This is a genomic window from Beggiatoa alba B18LD (assembly GCF_000245015.1).
Taxonomy (GTDB): Bacteria; Pseudomonadota; Gammaproteobacteria; order Beggiatoales; family Beggiatoaceae; genus Beggiatoa; species Beggiatoa alba.
On sequence record NZ_JH600070.1, the window covers coordinates 785169 to 808244 of the forward strand.

At 39.1% G+C, this 23076-nt stretch carries 20 protein-coding genes; 5 read left to right on the top strand and 15 right to left on the bottom strand.

Annotated features, from left to right (window positions below; all coding sequences use genetic code 11):
• Positions 1 to 72 precede the first annotated feature (72 nt).
• The 3 genes from BEGALDRAFT_RS03185 to BEGALDRAFT_RS03195 form a co-directional block, all read right to left on the bottom strand.
• On the bottom strand, positions 73 to 1518 hold the full coding sequence (locus tag BEGALDRAFT_RS03185; protein WP_002683574.1) for a sigma-54-dependent transcriptional regulator: 1446 nt from the start codon (positions 1516 to 1518) through the stop codon (positions 73 to 75).
• A complete protein-coding gene (locus BEGALDRAFT_RS03190; protein ID WP_002683575.1) occupies positions 1511 to 2146 on the bottom strand; it encodes a HyaD/HybD family hydrogenase maturation endopeptidase in 636 nt (211 codons plus the stop codon). Before BEGALDRAFT_RS03190 ends, BEGALDRAFT_RS03185 begins: the two co-directional genes overlap by 8 nt.
• Positions 2147 to 2251: 105 nt before the next feature.
• Complete coding sequence (locus BEGALDRAFT_RS03195; protein ID WP_002683576.1) at positions 2252 to 3163, bottom strand: Ig-like domain-containing protein; 912 nt, start codon at positions 3161 to 3163, stop codon at positions 2252 to 2254.
• Between the two features lie 239 nt (positions 3164 to 3402).
• Here BEGALDRAFT_RS03195 and BEGALDRAFT_RS03200 point away from each other — a divergent pair, with 239 nt between their 5' ends.
• Both BEGALDRAFT_RS03200 and BEGALDRAFT_RS03205 read left to right on the top strand, forming a co-directional pair.
• Positions 3403 to 4374, top strand: coding sequence for a zinc ABC transporter substrate-binding protein (locus BEGALDRAFT_RS03200; protein ID WP_157237540.1), 972 nt, complete (start codon positions 3403 to 3405; stop codon positions 4372 to 4374).
• Between the two features lie 625 nt (positions 4375 to 4999).
• Positions 5000 to 5443, top strand: coding sequence for a DMT family transporter (locus BEGALDRAFT_RS03205; RefSeq protein WP_002683578.1), 444 nt, complete (start codon positions 5000 to 5002; stop codon positions 5441 to 5443).
• 123 nt (positions 5444 to 5566) lie between these two features.
• On the opposite strand, the gene BEGALDRAFT_RS17795 is transcribed toward BEGALDRAFT_RS03205, so the two are convergent.
• The gene (locus BEGALDRAFT_RS17795; RefSeq protein ID WP_002683579.1) at positions 5567 to 8956 is read right to left on the bottom strand and encodes an ATP-binding protein; all 3390 of its coding nucleotides are present in this window, start codon (positions 8954 to 8956) and stop codon (positions 5567 to 5569) included.
• A 331-nt stretch (positions 8957 to 9287) separates the two neighbouring features.
• On the opposite strand from BEGALDRAFT_RS17795, the gene BEGALDRAFT_RS03215 reads away from it, so the two are divergent.
• Together BEGALDRAFT_RS03215 and cbbX are read left to right on the top strand one after the other, a co-directional pair.
• Positions 9288 to 9656 (top strand): tautomerase family protein, encoded by a 369-nt coding sequence (locus BEGALDRAFT_RS03215; protein WP_002683580.1) that lies wholly within the window; start codon positions 9288 to 9290, stop codon positions 9654 to 9656.
• A 133-nt stretch (positions 9657 to 9789) separates the two neighbouring features.
• Entirely contained in the window at positions 9790 to 10695 is a 906-nt protein-coding gene (gene cbbX / locus BEGALDRAFT_RS03220) for a CbbX protein (RefSeq protein ID WP_002683581.1), read from the top strand.
• A 339-nt stretch (positions 10696 to 11034) separates the two neighbouring features.
• On the opposite strand, the gene BEGALDRAFT_RS03225 is transcribed toward cbbX, so the two are convergent.
• From BEGALDRAFT_RS03225 to BEGALDRAFT_RS03250, 6 genes are all read right to left on the bottom strand, one after another.
• Entirely contained in the window at positions 11035 to 11769 is a 735-nt protein-coding gene (locus tag BEGALDRAFT_RS03225; RefSeq protein ID WP_002683583.1) for a thiol:disulfide interchange protein DsbA/DsbL, read from the bottom strand.
• 195 nt (positions 11770 to 11964) lie between these two features.
• Positions 11965 to 13296: a UDP-glucose dehydrogenase family protein gene (locus BEGALDRAFT_RS03230; protein ID WP_002683588.1), complete on the bottom strand. Its 1332-nt coding sequence runs from the start codon at positions 13294 to 13296 to the stop codon at positions 11965 to 11967.
• Between the two features lie 146 nt (positions 13297 to 13442).
• On the bottom strand, positions 13443 to 15323 hold the full coding sequence (locus BEGALDRAFT_RS03235) for a polysaccharide biosynthesis protein (protein ID WP_050978398.1): 1881 nt from the start codon (positions 15321 to 15323) through the stop codon (positions 13443 to 13445).
• A gap of 33 nt (positions 15324 to 15356) precedes the next feature.
• Complete coding sequence (amrA, locus tag BEGALDRAFT_RS03240; RefSeq protein ID WP_002683591.1) at positions 15357 to 15923, bottom strand: AmmeMemoRadiSam system protein A; 567 nt, start codon at positions 15921 to 15923, stop codon at positions 15357 to 15359.
• Entirely contained in the window at positions 15901 to 16695 is a 795-nt protein-coding gene (gene amrB, locus BEGALDRAFT_RS03245) for an AmmeMemoRadiSam system protein B (RefSeq protein ID WP_002683593.1), read from the bottom strand. Before amrB ends, amrA begins: the two co-directional genes overlap by 23 nt.
• Before the next feature lie 75 nt (positions 16696 to 16770).
• Positions 16771 to 17262 carry a GNAT family N-acetyltransferase gene (locus BEGALDRAFT_RS03250; protein WP_002683595.1) on the bottom strand — a complete coding sequence of 164 codons (492 nt, stop codon included), beginning with the start codon at positions 17260 to 17262 and terminating at the stop codon, positions 16771 to 16773.
• Positions 17263 to 17666: 404 nt separating this feature from the next.
• Here BEGALDRAFT_RS03250 and BEGALDRAFT_RS03255 point away from each other — a divergent pair, with 404 nt between their 5' ends.
• Entirely contained in the window at positions 17667 to 18872 is a 1206-nt protein-coding gene (locus BEGALDRAFT_RS03255) for an ATP-binding response regulator (protein ID WP_002683597.1), read from the top strand.
• Positions 18873 to 18923: 51 nt separating this feature from the next.
• Here BEGALDRAFT_RS03255 and adk read toward each other — a convergent pair whose 3' ends face one another.
• From adk to BEGALDRAFT_RS03280, 5 genes are all read right to left on the bottom strand, one after another.
• Entirely contained in the window at positions 18924 to 19577 is a 654-nt protein-coding gene (gene adk, locus BEGALDRAFT_RS03260; RefSeq protein WP_002683598.1) for an adenylate kinase, read from the bottom strand.
• Positions 19578 to 19745: 168 nt separating this feature from the next.
• On the bottom strand, positions 19746 to 20444 hold the full coding sequence (locus BEGALDRAFT_RS03265; protein ID WP_002683599.1) for a VC0807 family protein: 699 nt from the start codon (positions 20442 to 20444) through the stop codon (positions 19746 to 19748).
• A 23-nt stretch (positions 20445 to 20467) separates the two neighbouring features.
• A complete protein-coding gene (locus BEGALDRAFT_RS03270) occupies positions 20468 to 21250 on the bottom strand; it encodes an SAM hydrolase/SAM-dependent halogenase family protein (RefSeq protein ID WP_002683600.1) in 783 nt (260 codons plus the stop codon).
• A gap of 44 nt (positions 21251 to 21294) precedes the next feature.
• On the bottom strand, positions 21295 to 21801 hold the full coding sequence (locus BEGALDRAFT_RS03275) for a hypothetical protein (protein ID WP_002683603.1): 507 nt from the start codon (positions 21799 to 21801) through the stop codon (positions 21295 to 21297).
• A gap of 3 nt (positions 21802 to 21804) precedes the next feature.
• Positions 21805 to 23055 carry an ATP-binding protein gene (locus tag BEGALDRAFT_RS03280; protein WP_002683605.1) on the bottom strand — a complete coding sequence of 417 codons (1251 nt, stop codon included), beginning with the start codon at positions 23053 to 23055 and terminating at the stop codon, positions 21805 to 21807.
• Positions 23056 to 23076: the final 21 nt, after the last annotated feature.

A 23076-nucleotide genomic window follows, 5' to 3' on the forward strand; every position in this document is an offset into this window, starting at 1 on the left:
GACAAGTTTTAATCTTGTCTGGTCAACCCTTTTCGCGTGTTCCATCTCAAAAATTAAGCGATACATCAATGCTTAATCCGTATCTGTTGCTAACTCATCATTATCTTGAGCTTTTAAGCCATGTTTTTGTAAGCGGTAGCGTAATGCCATGCGGGTGATACCCAGTAAACGTGCTGCTTGGGAAACATTGCCTGCCGTTTTTGTCAGGGCTTGTTCAATTAATAAACGCTCGGCTTGTTCTAAATTAAGCGCATTGGTTGTTGAGGGTAATAACGGTTCTGCGATGTCTGGGGAGTTTGCATTGATTGACAAAGGAATAACTTCACTTGTTTGATTAGGCAAGGCATGGCTTAAATCTAAAATATCTGTATCACTGAGTAAAACTGCGCGTTCAATCGTATGACGTAATTCACGTACATTGCCCCGCCATTCTGTTTGTAAAATTTGTTCGCATACAGTGGGGGAAAAAATTGGAACGGGTAGCCCATAACGTTGCGCCGCTTGTTGGGCAAAATATTGGGCAAGAACAAGGCTATCTTGTCCACAATGACGTAATGCGGGTAATTCTATGGTTAATGTATTGAGACGGTAGTATAAATCTGCACGGAACTTTCCCTCTTCAACCCAACGTGCAAGCGGACGATGGGTGGCTGCAATAAACCATGCTTCTGTACGGCGTTCTTGTGTACTGCCAATCCGTCGCACCATGCGCCGCCCTAATACGGCGAGTAATTTAGTTTGTAACTCTAAAGGTAATTCGCCGACTTCATCTAAAAAAACTGTTCCATTTTCAGCCGTTTCGATTAAGCCTTTGCGGGTGGTGTGGGCATGGGTATAAGCCCCTTTTTCATGACCGAATAATTCCGCTTCGATTAATTCAGCGGGCAAGGCTGCGCAATCTACTTGAATAAAGGGACGATTCGCACGTTGGCTAGTGTGATGTAACAGATGGGCGCAGACATCTTTCCCTGTTCCTGTTTCACCTAAAATTAATACATGAGGCGGTTCATATTCTGCTTGGGAAACTATTGCACCCATGCGAGTAATTTGTTGTCGGACTTTATGTAAAAGTGGACTATTTCCCAATAGTTGCACGACATCACTATGAGGCGTTGGTTGGTATTGAATCTTTTGTTTTAGCTGTTCTTTATTGATAAGTTGCTGAATAGTGTTGACTAATGTATCTAAATCGATGGGTTTTTTTAGAAAGTCTAGCGCGTGTAATTTCATGGCACTGACAGCATCTTCAAGTTCGCCGAATGCGGTTAAGACAACAACAGCGGTTTCAGTTGCAGGCTGCCCACTTTCTCGCAATGTCCGCAAAAAATCTAAGCCTGAGCCATCGGGTAAACGCATGTCTAGCAGAATTAAATCCACTGTATTGTTGTATAAATATTGCTGTGCAACCTGTAATGTTGTTGCGATATAACAAGCGAATCCTTCTTTCTCTAAGCGTTTACTCACTGCTTTTGCAAAAAAATGTTCATCTTCAATGAGTAAAATTTGCAGATTATTCATGCTCATCATTAAAGTGTTGATTTAAAATGCGGGCATCGCCTATCCGACAGGCAACTGCTTCAGTTGGACGTTCAGCTTCATAGCGTTCAATGGCTAAAGCCCCTTCGCTTAAACCCGCTTGATTAGTCAGTGGTGGATGACGAGGGTCAACGGTAACACCCCAACGTTGTAAATGATAAATCGCGCGTTCAATCACCGTTGGGATTTGTGCTTTAATGAGCGGGGTTAAACTACCGCCATAATCTTCAAGTTGTAAGGGTTGTACGCCTAATAAAACAACTTCTTGCGGGTATTTATTGGTTAATTGTGCAGCGGCTAATACTTCTTGGAATCCTGTTTGATGCAAACTCATCTTTTTCGCGCCCATAAAACGGGGCACTTCATCATTTAAAACTTCCTTTATTGTGCCTGCGGGCAATCCGTAATCAACCGCATCAAAAATAAGTAAATGCGTCACGGCTTGGATATAACTTAATAAGTATAAACCTTGTGTACCCCCATCCATTAACTGCACATGGGGCGGAAATTGGTAATGTCGATAAAAAAAATCAACTGTCCGCACGCCAAAACCTTCATCTGCCCAGAGCAGATTGCCAATACCAAGCACTAACACTGAGGGAGTTGTCATTAATGTATCACCACACTAGCCAAATTTTTCATGTTGTCATTTTTGCCATAAAAAAACCCTAAGCACACACTACCATGCTTAGGGTTTTAGGCGTACTTAAATCGCTTATTCAGTAATGGTGATGTCGATAACTTGTTCTGCGTTAAAGACAACTTTGCCATTGGGTAAACGATAACCGTAGAATACTAACAATTGACCAGACGCAACAAAAAAACCTTCATAAATATTAATGATTTGCTTGTCTTCTAAGGTTTGATTAGATTGGAAGGCAGACAGTTTGGTGATGTCTAAATCCCAGCTTAAAATGCCTTTTTCTTCATCTAACATAAAGAAAGTGCTGAAATTTAATTCAGGAATGACATAAGCAGCAACAACAATGAAATCAACTTGCTTGCCAATATCATTGGTATCGGTTGTGATAACCCCTTGAATTAAACATTTATCGTCTAATTTTTGAGCACCTTTTTTCACAAACTCACCATCATTGATGGAGATACCGCCTCCAAACAAGCTACCTGTATTGCTGGGTTTTCCATCAGCACCAACACCACCGCCATTCCCTAAGCTTGGTAATGTTGTCACAATTTTCAGGGTTGTACTGGTTAGTAAACTTAAGTTACTGGGTAAAATTGCCGTAACGGTGTAATTCCCTGTAACAGTTGTCGCTTGTACATGGGTAACTGCTTGACCAACAATGTCAGTTACTGTGCTGGTTTTGCTTAAGCCAGTACCAGCAACGGGGCTACCATTACGTTGTAATGCGAAATTAACTGTCACTCCTGTGACAGGCATACCATGCTCATCAAGGACTTTGAAAATAATGGGTAAAGACTTAACACCAATAGGAACAGTTTGCTTTGCCCCTTTGAAGACAATAATTTGTGTCGGTTCACCCGCCGTGGTTGAAGTGCCAACAGCATCGGTCATTGTGACACTTGTCTCAGTCGCAAAAACGGCATTAAACGACAAGCATAAAAAAATGCCTGCAAGCAGGCGAGAAAAAAACAGTTTAGACATGAGGTCTCCTTAAAACACAAAAAACTTTAAAACGAGGATTTAATATTAAAATAGCACGCAAAACAATATTTGTCAGGCTAAGTTAAAGGATAATAACAGGAAAGTCTCAAAATAAAAAATAGATTTATCATTTTAAGAATTAAATCATATGATTCGTTGTTTTGATGAATGGATGTCATCCAAGAATTATTTATGTTATTCTGAAAATGTTATATTATTACATTTTTGAGGTTAATATTTTGAAAAAAATACTATTTATTATTTTAATTAGTTTATTCTCTACAGTGGTACAAGCAGGTAGTGACGTGGTTGTCACAATAAAACCAATTTATGCATTGGTCTTGCAGTTAATGGCTGGAGAAGACAGTAAACCCAGCTTATTGCTACAAGGGGGAGAATCTCCACATACTTACATGTTAAAACCTTCTCAAGTCAGTGAGTTGCATCAAGCAAAATTAATCATTTGGGTTAGTCCTGTTGTTGAAAGTTTTTTAGTCAAACCATTATCAACCATAGAAAATGTCACCATTTTGCAATTAAGTGATGTGCCTGAGTTGACGCTATTACCGATCCGTTCTGGTGGAATTTGGGAAAAACATGTGCATCATGCTGAAGAAACTCATGATGAGCACGAGGAACATGATGCGCATGAAGGACATGAAACACATGAACATGCGGAACATGATGAAGTACAAACCGATGGACATCTTTGGTTAGACCCTCAAAATGCGATTGTCATGGTTAAAGCCATTGCTCATGCATTAAGCCAATTAAATCCTGCACAAACTGCGTTATATCAAGCCAATGCTGAACGGTTAATTCAACAATTAACCGCGTTAGACGAGCGTTTAAAAACGCAATTAACTTCTATAAAAACAACGCCATATATTGTTTTTCATGATGCTTATCAATATTTTGAGCGTCGCTATCAATTAAATGGGGTTGGTTCTATTACGCTGTCACCAGAAAATCCACCGAGTGCTAAACGCTTGCATGAGTTACGGACACGTTTGCAAACAGGGCAAGTACGTTGTGTTTTTAGTGAACCGCAATTTGAACCTAAATTAGTCAATACCTTAATAAAAGGTACAAACGTAAAGCAGGGCGTGTTAGACCCAGAGGGCGCAAGTTTAGCCGCGAATGAAAATCTGTATTTTGTGCTACTAGAAAACTTAGCGAACACGTTACAGCAGTGTTTGCTAAGTCAATAATATTAACCTGATTTCGGCGAGTTTCTTTTAAAAAGACAACAGCTTGACAGCTTGTCTGAATCAGAATTCACAGAATTAGCAGAATTAAAAAGCGTGATTCACTTTAAATTTTTGGTTTGAGGGTTTTAAATCCTGTTAATTCTGAAAATCCTGATTCAGACAATGTTTTAATCTTGTCTGGTCAACCCTTTTCGCGTGTTCCGACAGACCTACTAGGTTTTCAAAACCTAGTAGGTCTTTTTTTGTCTGAATCAGAATTCACAGAATTTTCAGAATTAGCAGAATTAAAAAGCGTGATTCACTTTAAATTTTTGGTTTGAGGGTTTTAAATCCTGTTAATTCTGAAAATCCTGATTCAGACAAATGCTTGTCTTTTTTTTTAAAAAACTCGTAAAACTCAGGTTGGTCGGTCTTTTTTTATGTGCAATTGTGTTTCATTTCGTGAAAAATAATGCAACCTACTTTACTCTGTGTAAGAGGTCATACTCTAGTTATAGTAAACGCACTATAAAACGATGCGAAGGACTGGCAGTCCTCACAGGACTGCCAGTCCTAAACTTAAATCACTTTGTAGTACGTTTACTATATCAGTAGGGCTTTATTTCAAACGGCAATGAGGTTTTTTATGAATTGGTTTTTAATGATTTTGACGTTAATTGGTGGCATGGTGTTACCGTTACAAGCAGGTGTCAATGCAACGTTATCGCGCCACTTAGCAAGCCCAGCCTTAGCGGCACTGATTTCATTTGCAATCGGTACGTTAGCTTTATTAGCTTATTATTTCTTGACTCGTCAGGCATTTAATAACTTTGCAGTGATTAAAACAATGCCTTATTGGGTATGGATTGGCGGGTTATTAGGGGCGTTTTATGTCTTAATTGCGGTGATGGTTGCACATAAATTAGGGGCAGCGACCTTAATTGCATTAACTGTTGCGGGGCAAATGTTTGCTTCTTTAATTTTAGATTCTTACGGCTTAGTCGGCTTTGCTGAAACGGAATTATCAACAGGGCGTATTATCGGCGCAGTTTTATTAATCCTTGGAGTTGTGCTGATTAAATTTTTCTAAGTGAAGATTATTCATTTCAGGATTCGCTGGATTTTCAGGATTAGAACGTTAAATCATGATAAATCCTGTAAATCCTGATTATTTTTCTTTAAATCAATAAATTGGTTTATCATTATTCTTGGGTCAATTAACGGGTGATTTATGTGTTGGCTGACTCGCGTTTTTTTCTTTAATCAATGCTTGCTTAGTGGCTTCAACAATTTGTTCTAATTCAGCAAATAAGCGTTGTACTTCTGCAAAATCTTCTAAATTTTTCAATGCTTTTTCTAGTAAAAAACAATAATCAGCGGCTTTTTGTGCGCCAATGGTTTTATTAGAGCCTTTAAACTTATGGGCGTAGCTTTTTATTTTTTCTATATCAACTTCTGCTACAGCATCTTTTAAGTGTTTTAAAGAGTGTGGCGCATCATTTAAATAAATATCGATAAGCCATCCGATTCCTCTTTCTTGCATGTCAATACGTAAATTGGTAATGACTGTTTCATTGAGCAAACTTTCTGTTGTGGTGAGCGGGCTAGTCATTGGCGTTGGCGCAGGAATGTTTAATCCATTGAAATGATTCGGTAGCCAACGTTGTAGTGCATTGCGCAGGTGTTGCATATTGAATGGTTTACTAATGTAATCATCCATGCCAGCGGATAAGCAGCGTTCTTTATCGCCCAGCATTGCGTTAGCGGTTAAAGCAATAATGGGTAAATGTGGTTTTTGTTGGGATTGTTCTGCGGCACGTCGTTGTTCTGTCGCGGTAAATCCGTCCATAATCGGCATGTAGCAGTCCATAAAAACGATGTCGATGGGGTTTTTAGCGAGGAAATCTAAGGCTTCTTTTCCATTTTCCACAACATAGGTTTGACAGCCTAATTTTGCGAGAAAACTACTTGCGACTTCTTGATTAATTTCGTTATCTTCTGCTAATAACACGCGGGTTACGGGTGTTTGTACCACGTTTGTATTTAGGACTATCGGCGGCAAGGGGAGTATGCGTGCGGGGGTAATGAGGGTAGATTTTTCAAAACGCAGATTAAACCAGACTGTACTACCTTGACCGACTTTACTGGTTAAGCTGATTTCGCTGTTCATCATTTGTAGCAAACGGCGAGTAATCGCTAATCCTAAGCCTGTTCCGCCATATTTGCGCGTTGTGGTGCTATCTGCTTGTGAAAAGGGTTTAAATAGGCGGTTGCCGACATCGGTACTGATGCCGATGCCTGTATCTATGACTTCAAGATGTAAAAGGATATGCCGTTCTTTATCTTCTAACACGGTTATTTTTAAACTAATTTCTCCTGTTTCAGTAAATTTAATCGCGTTGCTGAGTAAATTATTTAGAATTTGGCGTAGGCGGATGGGATCACCTTTTAATAGGGTTGGAAAGGCTGGCGGGAAGGCTTTATTAAATTTTAAGCCTTTACTTTGAATAGATAAGTTAAAAAATTCGGCGGTGTCTGCAATGAGTTCATGAAAATTAAAATCAATATTTTCTAGGGCTAGTTTTCCTGCTTCAATTTTTGAGAAATCTAAAATGTCGTTGATAACGGTTAATAGCGTTTCTCCTGATGTGTGTACGCGCTCTAAATAATGGTGTTGTTGTTCATTTAAGGGGGTTGAGCGTAAAAGCTCGACCATGCCTAGCACGCCATTAATAGGGGTACGAATTTCATGACTCATATTGGCAAGAAATGCACCTTTTGCATAATTAGCTTGTTCTGCTTCTGATTTTGCGCGTTCTGCGTCATCAATGGCTTTTTTAAGTCGCTCCTCTGCTTCTTTATGCAAGGTTATATCTTGGGTTGCTCCTTGAATTGCAATTATTTTTCCTTGTTTATCATAAATTGGATGTAGATAGGTTTGTAAATAGTGCAACTCATTGTCGTGATGAAATACTCGAAATTCTAAAATATAGGCTTCGTCTTGCCAGATAGTGCGTTCAATGTACGCTTGTAAATAACCTCTATCAGCGGGGTGAATAGTGGCTAAAAAGGTTTGTACGGTAATGGGGGTGGTACTGTAAGGTAAATTAAAGAGTTGGAAAAAATCGCGTGAGGCTTCAATTAGCTTACTATTGAGTTGTAATTCCCAATAACCTAAACGGGCTAATTGTTGTGTTTTTAATAAACGGGCTTCACTTTTACGCAGGGCTTCTTCTGTGCGTTTATGCTCGCTGATGTCTGTAAAAGAAGCAAAAAGTGCATAAGGATTGTGACTCCCCGCACGGTATAGCAGTTGTGTATTAATTAATAGCCATTTGATATTTTCATTATCTTGATGTGTTACCCCTAAAACGAGACGTTGTAGCGGTTTATCCGTATGTAGCGCATATAAAGGCGGATAATCTTGATATGGATAAGGCGAGCCATCTTCATGGAAAAAACGCAGTTGCGTTGTGTTATAACTCGCTTTAATTTCTGCCAGTGACATATCTAAAATTTGGCAAGCACGTTGATTAATTTCAATAATATCTCCTTGATGGTCATGAATAATTAAACCTTCCTCCAGTGCATTTAATACCGTGTGATAATGCTCACGACATTCATTTAATGCCTGCATAAAATTAGGCGTGGCTGGGGTTAAATCGCTCGATGAATATAAGCGACTGTCTATCGTCTGCTGTAGATAATGCAGATGTGTAGAGATAGCTTGTCCAAGCACTTCACAGGCAACCCGTTGCGCATAAGGTAAACGGTAGGGGCTATTATGTTGTGCGACAATAAATCCCCAAAGCTTGTCATCAATGATGAGGGCTAAAAGGAAAACAGCACGCACTTTGTTATTTTGTATATGACGTAAACTAATCGGTAATTGGGGATTAAGCGGAATCATATGCATATCAACTAACTCACCTGTCATCAGTTGTGACGGGGTTAAATAGCTAATTGATTGATGAATATCGTTTAAAAACCATAAGCGATGTTTATGACACGCCAAATGAATCGCGGGCTGAATTTCTCGATAAGGATACTGATGCGGATGTGTGATATAAGCACTGTTATTGGCTTCTGCTAAAATTTGCTCGCCCATCAATGGGTTGTAGCTATAGAGTAAAACTCGATCATAGCCTGTAAAGGCTTGAAACTCATTGACTAAATTCATGTAATAAGTTTCAGTACGCTGTATCGGTTGTAAGCGTGCAATAATGGCTTGTGCTTGATGAATATACCAAAAATCAGGATTTGCTTGCGCTAAAACAGGTTCTAAACAAAGTAATAACATACCTTGCTGGTTGTAATAAAAAATTCCGTTAAAACGTTGGGTTTGCCCTTTGACGGATAAAACCCACGTAAACGGATTATAGTTTATTAATTGTGAAGGGTTTTTTAAAAAATCTTTTAAAGGGGCTAATTGGACTAAAGGAATACATTTACTTAATGGCTGATTTAAAAGCTCATTTGCAGTAAAGCCTAAATGTTCAATCACATTCTGGCTGACCTGAATAATCGATAAAGACTCTACAGCCTCCGCATATTTCAGCGTCAACAAAACGCCATAGGTTTGTATTCCGTTAGAAATATTCATATCTTTTTATAAGTGAGCACAGTCCGACTGAAAACGTATTGCTTTGTAATATATTGTATATAATCAAATTGATATAGGCAGTATAGTATGAGTTAATCTTGCCAGATTTCTAAGTAGAAAGGATGCATAGAATGTGCAGAATTCGTGAATAGTTGACTATTTTTTTACACACTTTTGTTTATTTAGAAAGCTATCCAAATAGATATAATTTATAAAATAAAAATATCATTATAATGTTTATAATTTATATTTTTAATGAATTATAAACCGTTAAGATATACACGTAAAACGCAAGTCTATTGTTTTACTTTTTATCAGGGAATTCACACATATGGCTCAAGTAACCATTTATGGCGGCGCAACTATCCTGCCACAATACCGAAACATTTTATCGACAACCGTTCATCGCTGTATGGTTGAGGTGCTCCAAATTGCGGCTGAAAAACGATTTCATCGTTTCATTCCCTTAACGGCTGAAAACTTTCTGTATCCCGAGGATAAATCTGAACGTTACACCGTGATTGAAATCCAATTTTTTACAGGACGCACAGCAGAGACCAAAAAACGCTTACTTTATCAATTGATGGAAAGAATAGCGACAGATGTTGGTATTTCTCAGCAAGATTTAGAAATCATCCTAATAGAAATCCCACCCGCTCATTGGGCTGTTCGAGGTAAAACGGGTGATGAACTGACTTAAGGGTTAAAAAAATATTGTGCTATCGTGAATGCAAACAGCCAATAAATATTAGTTTATTCACTGTTTTATATAAAAAATTTTACAAATGTATTCACGATTTATGCTTTATCTACTTATGCGAGGATGCAGTACTATGACAGAACCTACTTCGGTTTATCCTGATGATACCCCAGTCGATTTACAAGCCGCATTTCGTGATGCACACGTACAGGAAGTGTTAGATAAACTAGACCGTGAATTAATTGGCTTAAAACCTGTTAAAACCCGTATTCGTGAAACGGCTTCATTATTATTAGTTGACCGTGTACGACGCAGTTTAAATTTACAATCAGAATCGCCAAGTCTGCACATGTCCTTTACAGGTAATCCAGGGACAGGCAAAACCACGGTTGCCATGCGAATTGCCGAAATTCTGCACCGTTTAGGATATGTGCGTAAAGGGCATCTTGTCGCTGTCACTCGTGATGATTTAGTCGGGCAATATATCGGACACACAGCCCCGAAAACTAAGGAAGTATTGAAAAAAGCCATGGGGGGCGTTTTATTTATCGATGAAGCCTATTATCTCTATCGCCCAGAAAATGAGCGTGATTATGGGCAGGAAACTATCGAGATTTTACTGCAAATTATGGAAAATCAACGTGATGATTTAGTCGTTGTACTCGCAGGCTATAAAGACCGTATGGAACAATTTTTTCATAGCAACCCCGGTATGTCTTCGCGGATTGCCCATCATATTGATTTCCCTGATTACAGTGTGGATGAGTTAGTACAAATTGCTAAATTAATGCTGACACAACAACAGTATGCATTTAGCCCTGAAGCCGAACAAGTCTTTGCGGAATATGTCAAACTGCGTATGTTACAACCACATTTTGCCAATGCACGCAGTGTCCGCAATGCATTAGACCGTGCCCGTTTACGCCAAGCCAATCGTTTATTTGCCAGCAGTGGCAAGCAACTGACTAAAAAGGATTTAGTAACGTTGCAACCTGAGGATTTTTCAAGTAGCCGAGTTTTTGCGACGGCGAAAGAATGAGCTTAAAAAAACTGAGTTCGGCGAGTTTTATAAAATAAAACAGAGACCTGCTAGGTTTTAAAAACCTAGCAGGTCTTTTTTTGTCTGAATCAGAATTCACAGAATTTTCAGAATTAGCAGAATTAAAAAGCGTGATTCACCTTAATTTTTTGGTTTAAGGGTTTTAAATTCTGTTAATTCTGAAAATTCTGTTAATTCTGATTCAGACAAGCTGTTGTCTTTTTAAAAGAAACTCGCCGAACTCAGGTTAATTTAAAAATAAAAAGACCTGCTAGCTTTTAACCCAGCAGGTCTTTGCTTAACCTTTGCAAAACGCAAATTTTTACAACAAATAACCAATTATTTTGCATCAGCAGGTTTTGCAGGCTCTGCGGTTGCTGGTGCTGATTCTGTGGGTTTCGGCTCTTCCACAGGGGTTGTTGCAGGGGCATTTTGTTTCATGGCTTTATATTCCTTTTCAGCCAGATAATCTACGATTTTTAATAAATTATCATAGCCACCTGTTTTATCACTGGATAATAAATATTTACCATTCACAATAACCGCAGGCACGCCTGTTGCGCCATAGCCAACACTTAACACATTTGCACGTCGCATTCTGCTATCTACAACGAAAGCATTAAAAGTCTTCTTAAAGTCTTCTTCGCTCACGCCATTTTCTTTAAAGACTTCCATAATAGAAGCTTCATCCGCTAAACGTTTCTTTTGTAAATGAATGGCGTTGAATAATGCAGTATGTAACTTGTCGACAACATTTAAGGCTTCAGCCGTGTAGTACGCTTTCGCATGTAATGCCCAATTGTTATTAAACACAGCAGGAACACGGACATACTCAATATAATCTGCTTTTTTAGAGAGCCATGCATTGATATGGGGTTCAAATGAAAAGCAATGAGGGCAGCCGTACCAGAATAATTCAGTTACTTCTACTTTATCCGCAGTTGTTGTCGGTTGCGGTGGATTGATGAGGGTGTAACTGTCTTTGTATAAGTCTTCTTCTGCATATACAGCAGAAACGCCGAAACTTAAGCTCAGTACACTAATTGTCAATAATTGTAAAAACCAACGCTTCATAAATTTTTCCTATGGGTAGAGATGATTCAGCTTATCGCTATATCTCAGTCTATCATATTTAGTTTTAAGAATTTCTGGCGTTACGAGATTGTAATCTGGGAAGCGAAAACTGTTTTTTTGAAAAAAGATAAGATAGCGATATTAATAAGACCCATCAATCAGTTATAAGATTAATGGATTTCTTATCGGCTAGTGTTAACTCTGTTCCCCGCGCCCAATAGCGTAGTATTTAAAGCCTGCTTTCTTTAAGCGGTTGTGATTATAGAGATTGCGACCGTCGAAAATAACGGGTTGTTTGAGTTTACTTTCTATCAATTTGAAATCAGGGCTACGGAAAACTTGCCATTCAGTCACGACCAGCAAGGCATCTGCATCTTGTAAGGCGGCTTCTGGATTATCGCAGAAAGTTAAATCTGGTCTATCTCCATAAATTCGTTGGGTTTCTGTCATCGCTTTGGGGTCGTAGGCTTGTACACTTGCACCAGCTTGCCAAAGGGCTTCCATCAGCGGACGGCTGGGTGCTTCGCGCATGTCATCGGTATTAGGTTTAAACGCAAGTCCCCATAAGGCAAAGCGTTTACCACGTAAATCCCCTTTAAAGTGGCTGTGTATTTTGCGGAACATGACTTGTTGCTGTTGCGCATTAACATTGCTAACGGCGGTTAAGATTTGGGCTTGCATACCAAATTCGCGGAAGGTTTTTTCTAAGGCTTTAACGTCTTTTGGGAAGCATGAGCCACCATAGCCACAGCCTGCGTAAATAAATCCAAAACCAATGCGAGGGTCTGAACCAATCCCTAAGCGAACTTGTTCAATATCCGCGCCGACTTTTTCGGCTAGATTTGCCATTTCGTTCATAAAGCTGATTTTAGTCGCAAGCATGGCGTTAGCGGCGTATTTAGTCAGTTCTGCGGAGCGAATATCCATGATTAATAAGCGGTCATGGTTGCGATTAAACGGGGCATAGAGTTCTTGCATCAGTTCTTCAACATCAGGATTGTCTGTGCCGATGATGATGCGGTCAGGACGCATAAAATCGCCAATGGCAGCTCCTTCTTTGAGGAATTCAGGATTAGAAATCACATCAAAGCGTTGTTGTACGCCACGTTTATCGAGTTCAGCTTGTACCATCGCACGGACTTTATCGGCTGTACCAACAGGAACAGTGGATTTATCGATAATGACTTTATAGTCTGTGAGGTTTTGACCAATACTTTTTGCAACAGCAAGAACATAGCGGAGGTCAGCAGAGCCATCTTCATCAGGTGGCGTGCCAACTGCAATAAAGATAATTTCACCGAAATCAATGGCATTAATTGCATCTGTTGTAAATTTTAAACGTCCTTCAGCCATATTGTTGCTAATTAAGGTATCTAAACCGGGTTCATGGATAGGGACATGTCCTTGATTCAGCAGTGCAACTTTATTGGTATCAACATCTACGCAAATAACATGATTACCGACTTCAGCTAAACAAGCACCTGTCACTAATCCTACGTAGCCAGACCCAAAGATGCTAATCCGCATATTTTATTACTCCTTTAAGTTATATAAGGTAATTCTGGTTTTTCTCAGTGATTTAAATGCGTTATTTATAGCGTAACCCATGAATTAAAAAGCCAAATAGTTATTGTGATGGTTGTAATCGGCTGATAAGTGGTTGTCTGTGTTTTTTATGGGGCATGAGTGGGGTGTAATTGCAGTTCAGGTACGATTGTATTGAGGATGTATTGTAATTGTGTGTCGTTTGCTTGTTCGCAGGCGGTCTGCAACTCAATAAGCGCGTCTTGTAGTTGTATCCATTCAATGGGGCGTTGTGCCGCAAGTAGGATTTTTGGATGTGGTGTCGGGTTCAATTTTTCCTCTGCATAAAACAGTTCTTCGTGGAGTTTTTCGCCTGCACGCAATCCTGTATAAATGATAGGAATATCATGATTGGGACGATGTCCTGATAAGCGTATCATTTGCTCCGCAAGATAGCTGATTTTAATAGGTTTTCCCATGTCCAGTACAAAAATCTCGCCACCTTTTCCCATTGTCCCTGCTTGTAGAATGAGTTGACAGGCTTCAGGTATCGTCATGAAATAACGACTAATATCGGGATGTGTCACGGTCACAGGCCCGCCTTTCGCAATTTGGGCTTTAAACAAGGGAACAACGCTACCCGCAGAGCCTAAAACATTGCCAAAACGCACCGTGATAAAATGGGTATTTGAACAAGCGTTAAGTCCTTGGCAGAAAATTTCGGCAGCCCGTTTGGTCGCGCCCATGATATTAGTGGGGTTGACTGCTTTATCCGTAGAAATCAAGACGAAAATGGGACAATGGTATTTAACTGCCATTTCAGCCAGTTGCTTAGTACCCAATAGGTTATTGCGAATAGCGGCGCGGGTTTGACATTGTAACATGGGGACATGTTTATACGCCGCTGCATGAAAAACGACTTGTGGTTGATAACGTTGAAAAGCATCTTGTACGGCAACTTTATCAACAATATCCCCCAGACAAATATGTAGGGTTAATTGCGGGAATTCATGACGCAGTTGTAAATCAATTTTGTATAAATTAAATTCACATTGTTCAAAAATCACAAGGGCTTGTGGCTTTAATCGGGCAATTTGCCGACACAGTTCTGCACCAATAGAACCACCGCCACCGCTGACCATCACAACTTTATCCGCAATACCCGATTGAATGAGTTGCCAATCTAATTGTACCTTTTCCCGCCCTAGTAAATCATCGATAGAAACTTCACGAAGATTATTCAAATTAACGCTTTGATTATTTAATTCTTGAATTTTTGGCAGTGTGCGAAAGGGTACGCCCGCTCGCTCACAGTGTTCAACCACGCGCTGCATTTGGCTATCTGTTGCAGAGGGCATTGCAATAACAATGATATCAATGCTATAGCTTTTTACCAATTCACAAACATCTTCTATACCGCCTAAAACAGGCAGTCCTTGCACTCGTCCACCATGCAAGCGTTGACGGTCATCTAAAAAACCCACAGGAATATAGCCACAGGTATGAGAGCGACGCATATCGCGCACCAGCATTTCCCCTGATGTACCTGCACCTAACACTAATAAACGTTGTGGTTCTATGGGTTTACCATTGAGCTGTTTAGCAGGAAATAGAAACAGAAAAGAATGTTCGTACCAAAGGCGTGTTAGTAATCGCGGTAGTCCTAATAAGATGATAAGCATAATCGGATAGAAAAATAGGGCAAGGCGCGGAATCCCTTCTAAACGATTGAATAAAACAAGGGCAAGAATTACTAAAATAGTCCCAACGGTGACAGCGCGTAAAATAGTCAGTAAATCGGGCAAACTAGAAAACTGCCAAATACCTTTATAAACCCCAAAATACCACAGGGTAAGACTTTGTAATGTTACAACAATCGGTAAAACCTGTAAAAAAACCGCTTCAGTTTCATCAGGCAGGGGAAAGTCGTAGCGGAGGATGAGGGCTAATGTCCATGCTAATGCGACCATGCAGGAGTCATGAAGTAAAACAGGTAGGCGAATTAAAGGCGGGAAAGTCTTCATTATCATTAAATTATGAATAAAACAAGCTAAGTCGTTAGGTTAGCCGATGGATTCTACCGTATAGCGTTGTATTTTCACACTCGGAGACCAATAGTCCGCTGAAAAACCCGCTTTTTGTTTCAAATGACGTAGAAAGTCGCGGGCAGTGGGTAAACTCTCCCAAACTGACGGTAAAAAAGTGGCTTTATGTCCCTGAGCTTCAAAAATCAGACCATCCACTTGTGGACGCAATTGGCGAAGCAAATCCATTTCATCCGTAAATAAAAGGGGTTCTGCGGGATTTAAGATAGAAAGATGAATATCTAACTGTGGTAATTCTGCTAGGGTAACAGGTGGAAAACGGGGGTCGTGAAAAGCGGCAGCTTGGGCATAATGGGCGACATCATGCACTAATGGCTGTAAAGCAATTAATGTCCCGATACAACCACGTAATTGTCTATTAATGGTCAATGTGACGAACGGCGCACGAATCACTTGTAAGGCTTCATCAAAGCCTTTAGGGTCTATGATGAAAGTTTTACCCGTTTTTAAATGCTGTTGAATCGCCTCACGGGCAATGCTCAATAATGTTTGTTGTTGCGATTCAGTGAAGGATGTATGCGCCATAGCCAACCACCTTGTCATGAGAACCTGCAGTATCACCAGAATTACGTAAATCAACGGTAGTAATGGTTAAATGACGTTGTTTTGCAACGCACAATAACCCCGCTATCGGATTTCGTCCACACGCATCTTCATAATGGAGTGCGTTAAAATTTAATTGTTCAATTGCCTGAGATGTGCGTGCATCCATTGCCTGCGCCGTTGCATACGGATGGTAATGACTTAAATCCGAGCTAATCACAATCACAGTTTCCTCGCCCCCCCAAAGCAATTCTAATACTTGCCCCACTTGTTGCGGACTTGCATCGCCTACAACAAGCGGTATCAATGTAAACTGCTGAAATAACTGTTGTAAAAATGGCAAATGGACTTCTAAACTATGCTCAGATTGATGAGCCTGATCTATTGCGTGCACAAAGGGTAACTTTAATAAGGTCTCATCTGTTTGATGATCTAATAACACATTGCCTAATGGACTTGCATAAGCTTGTGCTGTGCTCAATGCTAAACCACGTAAAGGATAACGATGCGAAGGACCTAATAACACAACACGCTTAATCGTCCTTGCTAAGGACAACCAATAAGCATAAGCCGTTGCTGCAATTGCACCAGAATAGAGATAACCCGCATGAGGGACAATCAGGGCTTTTGGTTGAATAGCCGAGGGTGGTGTTGCAACTTGTAAAAACTGTTTGACCATCTGTTGCAATTCAGCAGGATTTGCGGGATAAAACATACCAGCAACAGCAGGGGGACGAATATAAGTAGATGACATGATAGGCACTCCAATACATGGAATAAACGTTGATTGTAAAGCGAAAAAATAAATTTTGAAAATTCTCGCTAATTTCTACAAAAAACGATGCATCACAAATGCATCAACAAATCCCAATTTAGGATGTTTAAAAACCTGAGGTAATTGCCCAACAATATTAAAATTCAAGCGTTTCCATAAAGCAACTGCTTGAGTATTGGTACTGACAACCAAATTGAATTGCATGGCTAAAAACCCCAACGATTTTGCTTCTGCCAGTGCGTGCATCCCTAAAGCCTTGCCAATTCCAAAACCTTGTCGCGTTGGTGCGACCATAAAAGAAGCATTTGCCACATGTGCGCCCTGTCCTGCGTGATTTTCCTTAATCAAATAAGTCCCAACGATTTCATTCTCTATTAAAGCAACATACGTCCAGACATGAGACGATAGCCAATAATCCAGTAAAGTCTTTTTATCCGTCTCAGGGGCAAAACTATAAGTTTCTCCTGTTTGGATAACTGCGTGCAGAATTTTCCATAATTGTTCTGCATCAGCAGGTATTGCTCTGCGAATTAATATATTAGACATTATTTTCTCAATTTTTAAAATTCAAAGAATACGGAATAAATCTTGCTTTTTTTACAATCAATAGAGAATTCGGTCATTGTTTACCATAACATTGACTTTATTTGTAAGGTGAAAGTGATAAATCATCGTTTAGCTTGTTTTTTGAATAAATTCATTATATTACATTTCAACGCCAAGTATTTTGGATAGCTTAATTTCCCAAAATAAAACGCTATACTTTATAATGGTACGATATATAAAGATTCTTAAATACAAATAGTTATAATATAAAAATTGTGCAATCGCAATATTTTATATTATTCAAGTAGTAATGAGCGTTATTTACAAAAATAATAGGTGCAGGCTTAATTACGGAAAGCGGGTGAATTATGGGACTTGCAGCACAAATAATAAGGAGAGAGGTTGTGTCAACCCCTGAGTCTCTCAATATTCTCATCGTTGATGATAACAAAAACAACCTGTTCACACTGCGCAACTTAATCGGCGAATATATTCCCTCTGTGCAGATTTTGGAGGCAGACTCAGGTTTAGAAGCATTACGGGTGTTGCTAAAAGAAAAGGTTGATTTAATTATTCTTGATGTCCAAATGCCTGAAATGGACGGCTTTGAAACAGCTGAACTAATTCGTGCACGTAAACATACAAGACACATTCCCATTGTGTTTTTAACCGCAGCTTATAAGTCAGAAACATTTAAACAAAAAGGCTTTGATCTAGGTGCGGCGGATTACTTAACCAAACCGATAGATGCCCCATTATTAATCAGTCGCATCAAGTCGTACCGTCACTTTATTTTGCAAGAACGTCGGCATGTATCAGAATTATTTATTGCAAATCAACAACTATTGCGGGCAAAGGAATTAGCAGAAGAAGCCCAAGCCGCCGCAGAAGCCGCCAATGTTGCTAAAAGCCGTTTTGTTGCCAATATGAGCCATGAATTACGTACCCCTCTCAATGCAATTATTGGATATAGCGAAATTTTATTAGAGGAAGCAACTGATTCAGGTTATGACTCCTGTGTTCAAGATTTAGACAGAATTCAATCCTCAGGTAAACATTTATTAGGATTGATTAACGATATTTTGGACATGTCAAAAATCGAAGCAGGACATATGGAGGTCTATATAGAAACCTTCGATTTACGTAAATTACTCAATGATGTGGTCAGTACAGCAAGCCCGTTAATTGAAAAGAATAAAAATACTTTTCAATACGAATTTACGGAACAACTTGGGGAAATGAAATCCGACCAAACCAAACTGAAACAAATGTTATTAAATTTACTCAGTAATGCGGCAAAATTTACCGAAAAAGGGATTATTCATTTAAAAGTTACGCGCCAACAAGATGCCCACGAAGCATGGTTTGTCTTCGCAGTTTCAGACACAGGTATCGGTATCACGCCAGAACAACAACAAAAGCTATTTCAACCGTTTACCCAAGCGGATGCGTCCACAACCCGTAAATATGGTGGCACAGGCTTAGGGCTTGCAATCACAAAACGATTTACGGAAATGATGGGGGGCAGTATTTTACTGGAAAGCGAAGCGGGCAAAGGAACAAGTTTTACACTGTTGTTGCCAGCCCAATTGAGAAAGGGAAATGAATAAAGGCTAGATAGGGGCAAGTTTGTCGCCCCTATCCCATCATTATTTGACGTTTTACTTCATCGCCGCAAAAATCGCGTCACGAATTTCTTCAACTTTACCTACACCAGCAATACAGACATACTGAGGCGCGTTTGTACCGCCTGCATTTGCCCATTGAGAATAATAGCTGACTAAAGGCTTGGTTTGAGAATGATAAACTTCTAACCGTTTTCTCACAGTTTCTTCTTTATCATCATCCCGTTGAATTAAATCCTCACCCGTCACATCATCTTTACCAGCCACTTTTGGTGGGTTAAAAATGACGTGGTAAGTACGCCCTGAATTAAGATGTACTCTACGACCACTCATGCGTTTTACAATTTCTTCGTCATCAACCGCAATTTCAACCACATAATCTAATTCAACACCCGCCGCTTTCATCGCATCGGCTTGGGGAATGGTGCGCGGAAAACCGTCGAATAAAAAGCCATTGGCACAATCAGCTTCTTTTAAACGGTCTTTCACTAAACCGATGATAATCTCATCAGAAACCAATCCACCTTCATCCATGATTTTCTTTGCTGCTAATCCTAATGGCGTGCCTGCTTTAACCGCCGCACGTAACATATCGCCCGTTGAAATTTGGGGAATCCCATATTTTTCTTTAATATAGTTGGCTTGCGTGCCTTTACCTGCACCAGGAGGGCCCAACAGGATTAAACGCATTTTTAACTCCTCTGTTTTTGGTGAATACTAAATAATACAACTACAAAATAGTGCAAAATTTAGAGGGTGGTGATACGAAAAGTGTAATAATAACATGATACACCCTCACAAAAAACGACTTTAAAGCGGCTTTTTATGATAAAAAACCTAAAATACTTATAAAAATAACTATTTCACTTGAAAAATCTCTTCCCAAGGTAATTGGGTTAGCTTTCTAATTCCACTGACTAAAAACCACAGAGCAAACATTAAAACTACCATAGAAGGAATCGCAATGACGGGATAACTTAACGCCATCATCTTGCCCAACTCTTCATTAAATGCCACCGTCCCTGCCGGACTTGTCACAATCACTTTTGCCAATCCATAATTTAAAATAGCAGAGAGCAAGAAAGAACAAGCAATCAAATAGGTAGAGTAGGTTAAGCGTTTTTCAAACAACGCCACTGTGCCTTGTTGCTGTAATGCTTGTTCCACCTTATCCACGTTAATAATTTTTTCATTATAAATAAAGGTTTTCACCAAAGGATAAGGCGTTTTTAATGAGATTAAAACCAGTAACCCAATGATTAAAGGGATACTAGCCTCTTTAATTGCCACCCATTTCGGGTCTAATTCCAATAACCCGATTCCCCCAGTTAATAAAATACTCACTAACCCCAAAATAGAAACAATATTGAATTTTCTATGCTTAATTAAATCCCACAATCCATAAACCAACGGAAACGCCAACGCGACCAATAAACCATAAACTGACCCCAGATAAGCATCACTGGTAAATTTCATTAGAATAACTGACGGAATCACAATATTAATTAACAAACTGATAAAAACATTTTCTCTTTCTTCTGGGGGATGAGCCGTCATTTAGATAACCTTTTGTTATTAAATTAAAATTGAACGATGACAGAATTGCCAACTTGGAGATTGCACTGTTGTTGTGCAGATTGACAGTAAACAGATAATTCTAACATACCATCACTGTTAATCAGGGCGAGTAACCCTGAATCTTGCCCTTCTGCATAATGACTACACAGCGGAAATAGATAATTCTGACAACTGACTTGGCGTGCTTTCGTTGGTAAGTTAACCAAATCATCCGCACTGATATTGGTTAACGCATTGCCAAAACGGTCAAATAAAATAATTTTACCGATTAATTGATGCGGAGCATGTTGCGGTTTGCTACCTGCTAATGCCGTAATCGCATGGGTTTTAATCCCCAATTTATCTAACGGAATTCCATTTGCTAAACAAGCTGCTGCAGGTGAAAACAGGGCTAATCCGTCAAAACTTTGATGTGCTTGCCACCATGCTGTTTTACGATGCAATTGATAAATCAACTCAGGCGGATAACGTTTTACTAACTCGCTGAAAATGCCGTTATCGGGTGCGATAAACCATTGAGTTAAAGTTTTTAAAAGTATGGGCGGACGACTAGAACCAACGCTAGGGTCAACCACAATAATATGAATCGTATCAGGCGGAAATAAGGGCGCACTCCGCACTAAACACCATGCTGCTTGTTGAATATTTTGCGGTTCAATCTCATGACTAATATCAACCAGCCGAACGCTTGGGCAGGCTTGCAATAAGTAGCCTTTCATCGCACCAACATAGCCATCTTGTGTGCCGAAGTCGGTGATTAGCGTAATTAGAGGATTCAGTAGCATTTGTGCATAACCCAAAGAAAAAACATTGATAAAATAAAAGACGTTTAAATTATTAAAATTTTTGCTTGAACATCAAGACGAACGCCATATGTTCTGAAAAAACGTAAATTACGTTCGTTATCAATTTCTTGAAAGCGAGGACGTTTTTTGTTACAGGCAAATGCTTTTTTATGCTGGAAGGTCTTAAAGAGATTGGAGTGTCTATTTTGAAAAAAAAGAATCGTAGATTCTAATTGGTCAATTGCATCGCTTATCCATTCTTTTACTTGGTCTTTGAGTTCTATAAAATATAAATGTTCATGTTCATGTTCATGTTCATTAGAAATTAATATTCCATCACAACGCCCCCGCCCTTGCTCTTCTGTATCTTGTATCACGCATTTATCAACAGCTATAAAAATAAGTTGTTTACACTTTTCATTGTGGACTGTTGCTATCCAGCTTTCTGGGTTGCTGATATTGATATACGCCTTTCCCCCCTCTTGAGCATCACAAAGACCAAATTGAGCGTTGTTTAGTGATTCCTGACATTGAGGATTAAAAAAGTCCATTTTTTAAATTTCCTCTTCGAGAGCCAATAACACATCAAATAGTTGGTTGCCCTCTCTAATAAAGTCGTTTAAATAATTTCTATCGGAAGGAATTCCTTCAATAGTAGAGAGTTGTGTAATATCACCTTGTTCAGCGTCTATTTGATAAATAGCAATATCTTTCAAATCTATTAAAGACTCTTCAGGAATCACCTTATTCAACTTAGGCAATAAGACTGCATTTTTATTAGCTTCGTGTATTTTCTGTTGTAAATACGCGCCCTGAATAGCAATAGTTAAGAAATTAATCATATAAGGGCTATGCGTAGTCATAATTAACTTATTGCCTACTGCCATATTATTTAACGCTAATAAGTTTTTTAGGGCTTGCCATTGAGAGGCAGGAAATAAGTTTTGTTCAGGTTCTTCAACAATATTAATAAAAGCGGTCTTATTAAACTTTGCAGATAAAACAGATAAAGCGACTCGTCTTTGTTCATCGCTTAAAGACTCATTACGCCAAATTTCTTCTACCCCTTTTCTAAAACGTTTTATTTCTTCATCGCTCATAGAAGCGGCTTTATTTTTTTCATTTTCTTTTTTAATAGAGTGAGCGAGATAGTTAGAAACTAAAAATAAAGGTACAAAAGACTGAAAACCGCTTGAGGCATCTGTTAATTTTACTTTGTATGCCTCTCCTTTAAGACTCAGAATACTATTTAACCTATCATATTCAATGCTTACATTATTAATTGGCAGTGCTACACTACCGCGCATTGCCTCTTTAGCATTTTCAAATTCAGCAAGAAATTCTTGCAACGAGTCTGATGATAGCTTTAACTCTCTTAACGTTTTGACATAGGTTAAAAAGTTTCTTTCCGCAGGAATATAAATCAGTTGTGGTAAATGATAGCTTGTTCTCGCATTCTCCTTGATAGTTAGCGCGTCTTTTTGATAAATAATGGTATAAGCATCTCCTTGATATTCAATCATAACTTTATCATCGCTATTGGGTAAAAAGTAGTTTTCTAAACGATGATAAGTGAGAATCTGATTTTTAAAACGGTTCTTACGCTCAAACCATTTTTTCTGATAATCACCTCGAACTAATGCTTTTTCAATCCAAGTAAACGTTGAAATCAGTTTTGCAATCGTACTTTTTCCTGTCCCTTGAGACCCTATAAAAACAGTCACTTTTTTGATATCGAGCCATCCCTCATTATCACGATACCCTTCTTTAATAGCCCCAAAATATTTAATTCTGATTTTGCTCACCTTGATTAAGCCTCCCTTGCT

Excerpts from the sequence above, each read along its gene's own strand:
- BEGALDRAFT_RS03190 (WP_002683575.1), bottom strand. The coding sequence starts at position 2,146 with ATGACAACTCCCTCAGTGTTAGTGCTTGGTATTGGCAATCTGCTCTGG.
- BEGALDRAFT_RS03205 (WP_002683578.1), top strand. The coding sequence starts at position 5,000 with ATGAATTGGTTTTTAATGATTTTGACGTTAATTGGTGGCATGGTGTTA.
- BEGALDRAFT_RS03215 (WP_002683580.1), top strand. The coding sequence starts at position 9,288 with ATGGCTCAAGTAACCATTTATGGCGGCGCAACTATCCTGCCACAATAC.
- amrA (WP_002683591.1), bottom strand. The coding sequence starts at position 15,923 with ATGGCGCATACATCCTTCACTGAATCGCAACAACAAACATTATTGAGC.
- BEGALDRAFT_RS03235 (WP_050978398.1), bottom strand. The coding sequence starts at position 15,323 with ATGATAATGAAGACTTTCCCGCCTTTAATTCGCCTACCTGTTTTACTT.
- BEGALDRAFT_RS03230 (WP_002683588.1), bottom strand. The coding sequence starts at position 13,296 with ATGCGGATTAGCATCTTTGGGTCTGGCTACGTAGGATTAGTGACAGGT.
- BEGALDRAFT_RS03195 (WP_002683576.1), bottom strand. The coding sequence starts at position 3,163 with ATGTCTAAACTGTTTTTTTCTCGCCTGCTTGCAGGCATTTTTTTATGC.
- BEGALDRAFT_RS03225 (WP_002683583.1), bottom strand. The coding sequence starts at position 11,769 with ATGAAGCGTTGGTTTTTACAATTATTGACAATTAGTGTACTGAGCTTA.
- amrB (WP_002683593.1), bottom strand. The coding sequence starts at position 16,695 with ATGTCATCTACTTATATTCGTCCCCCTGCTGTTGCTGGTATGTTTTAT.
- BEGALDRAFT_RS03265 (WP_002683599.1), bottom strand. The coding sequence starts at position 20,444 with ATGACGGCTCATCCCCCAGAAGAAAGAGAAAATGTTTTTATCAGTTTG.
- BEGALDRAFT_RS03185 (WP_002683574.1), bottom strand. The coding sequence starts at position 1,518 with ATGAATAATCTGCAAATTTTACTCATTGAAGATGAACATTTTTTTGCA.
- BEGALDRAFT_RS03270 (WP_002683600.1), bottom strand. The coding sequence starts at position 21,250 with ATGCTACTGAATCCTCTAATTACGCTAATCACCGACTTCGGCACACAA.
- BEGALDRAFT_RS03275 (WP_002683603.1), bottom strand. The coding sequence starts at position 21,801 with ATGGACTTTTTTAATCCTCAATGTCAGGAATCACTAAACAACGCTCAA.
- cbbX (WP_002683581.1), top strand. The coding sequence starts at position 9,790 with ATGACAGAACCTACTTCGGTTTATCCTGATGATACCCCAGTCGATTTA.
- BEGALDRAFT_RS17795 (WP_002683579.1), bottom strand. The coding sequence starts at position 8,956 with ATGAATATTTCTAACGGAATACAAACCTATGGCGTTTTGTTGACGCTG.
- adk (WP_002683598.1), bottom strand. The coding sequence starts at position 19,577 with ATGCGTTTAATCCTGTTGGGCCCTCCTGGTGCAGGTAAAGGCACGCAA.
- BEGALDRAFT_RS03250 (WP_002683595.1), bottom strand. The coding sequence starts at position 17,262 with ATGTCTAATATATTAATTCGCAGAGCAATACCTGCTGATGCAGAACAA.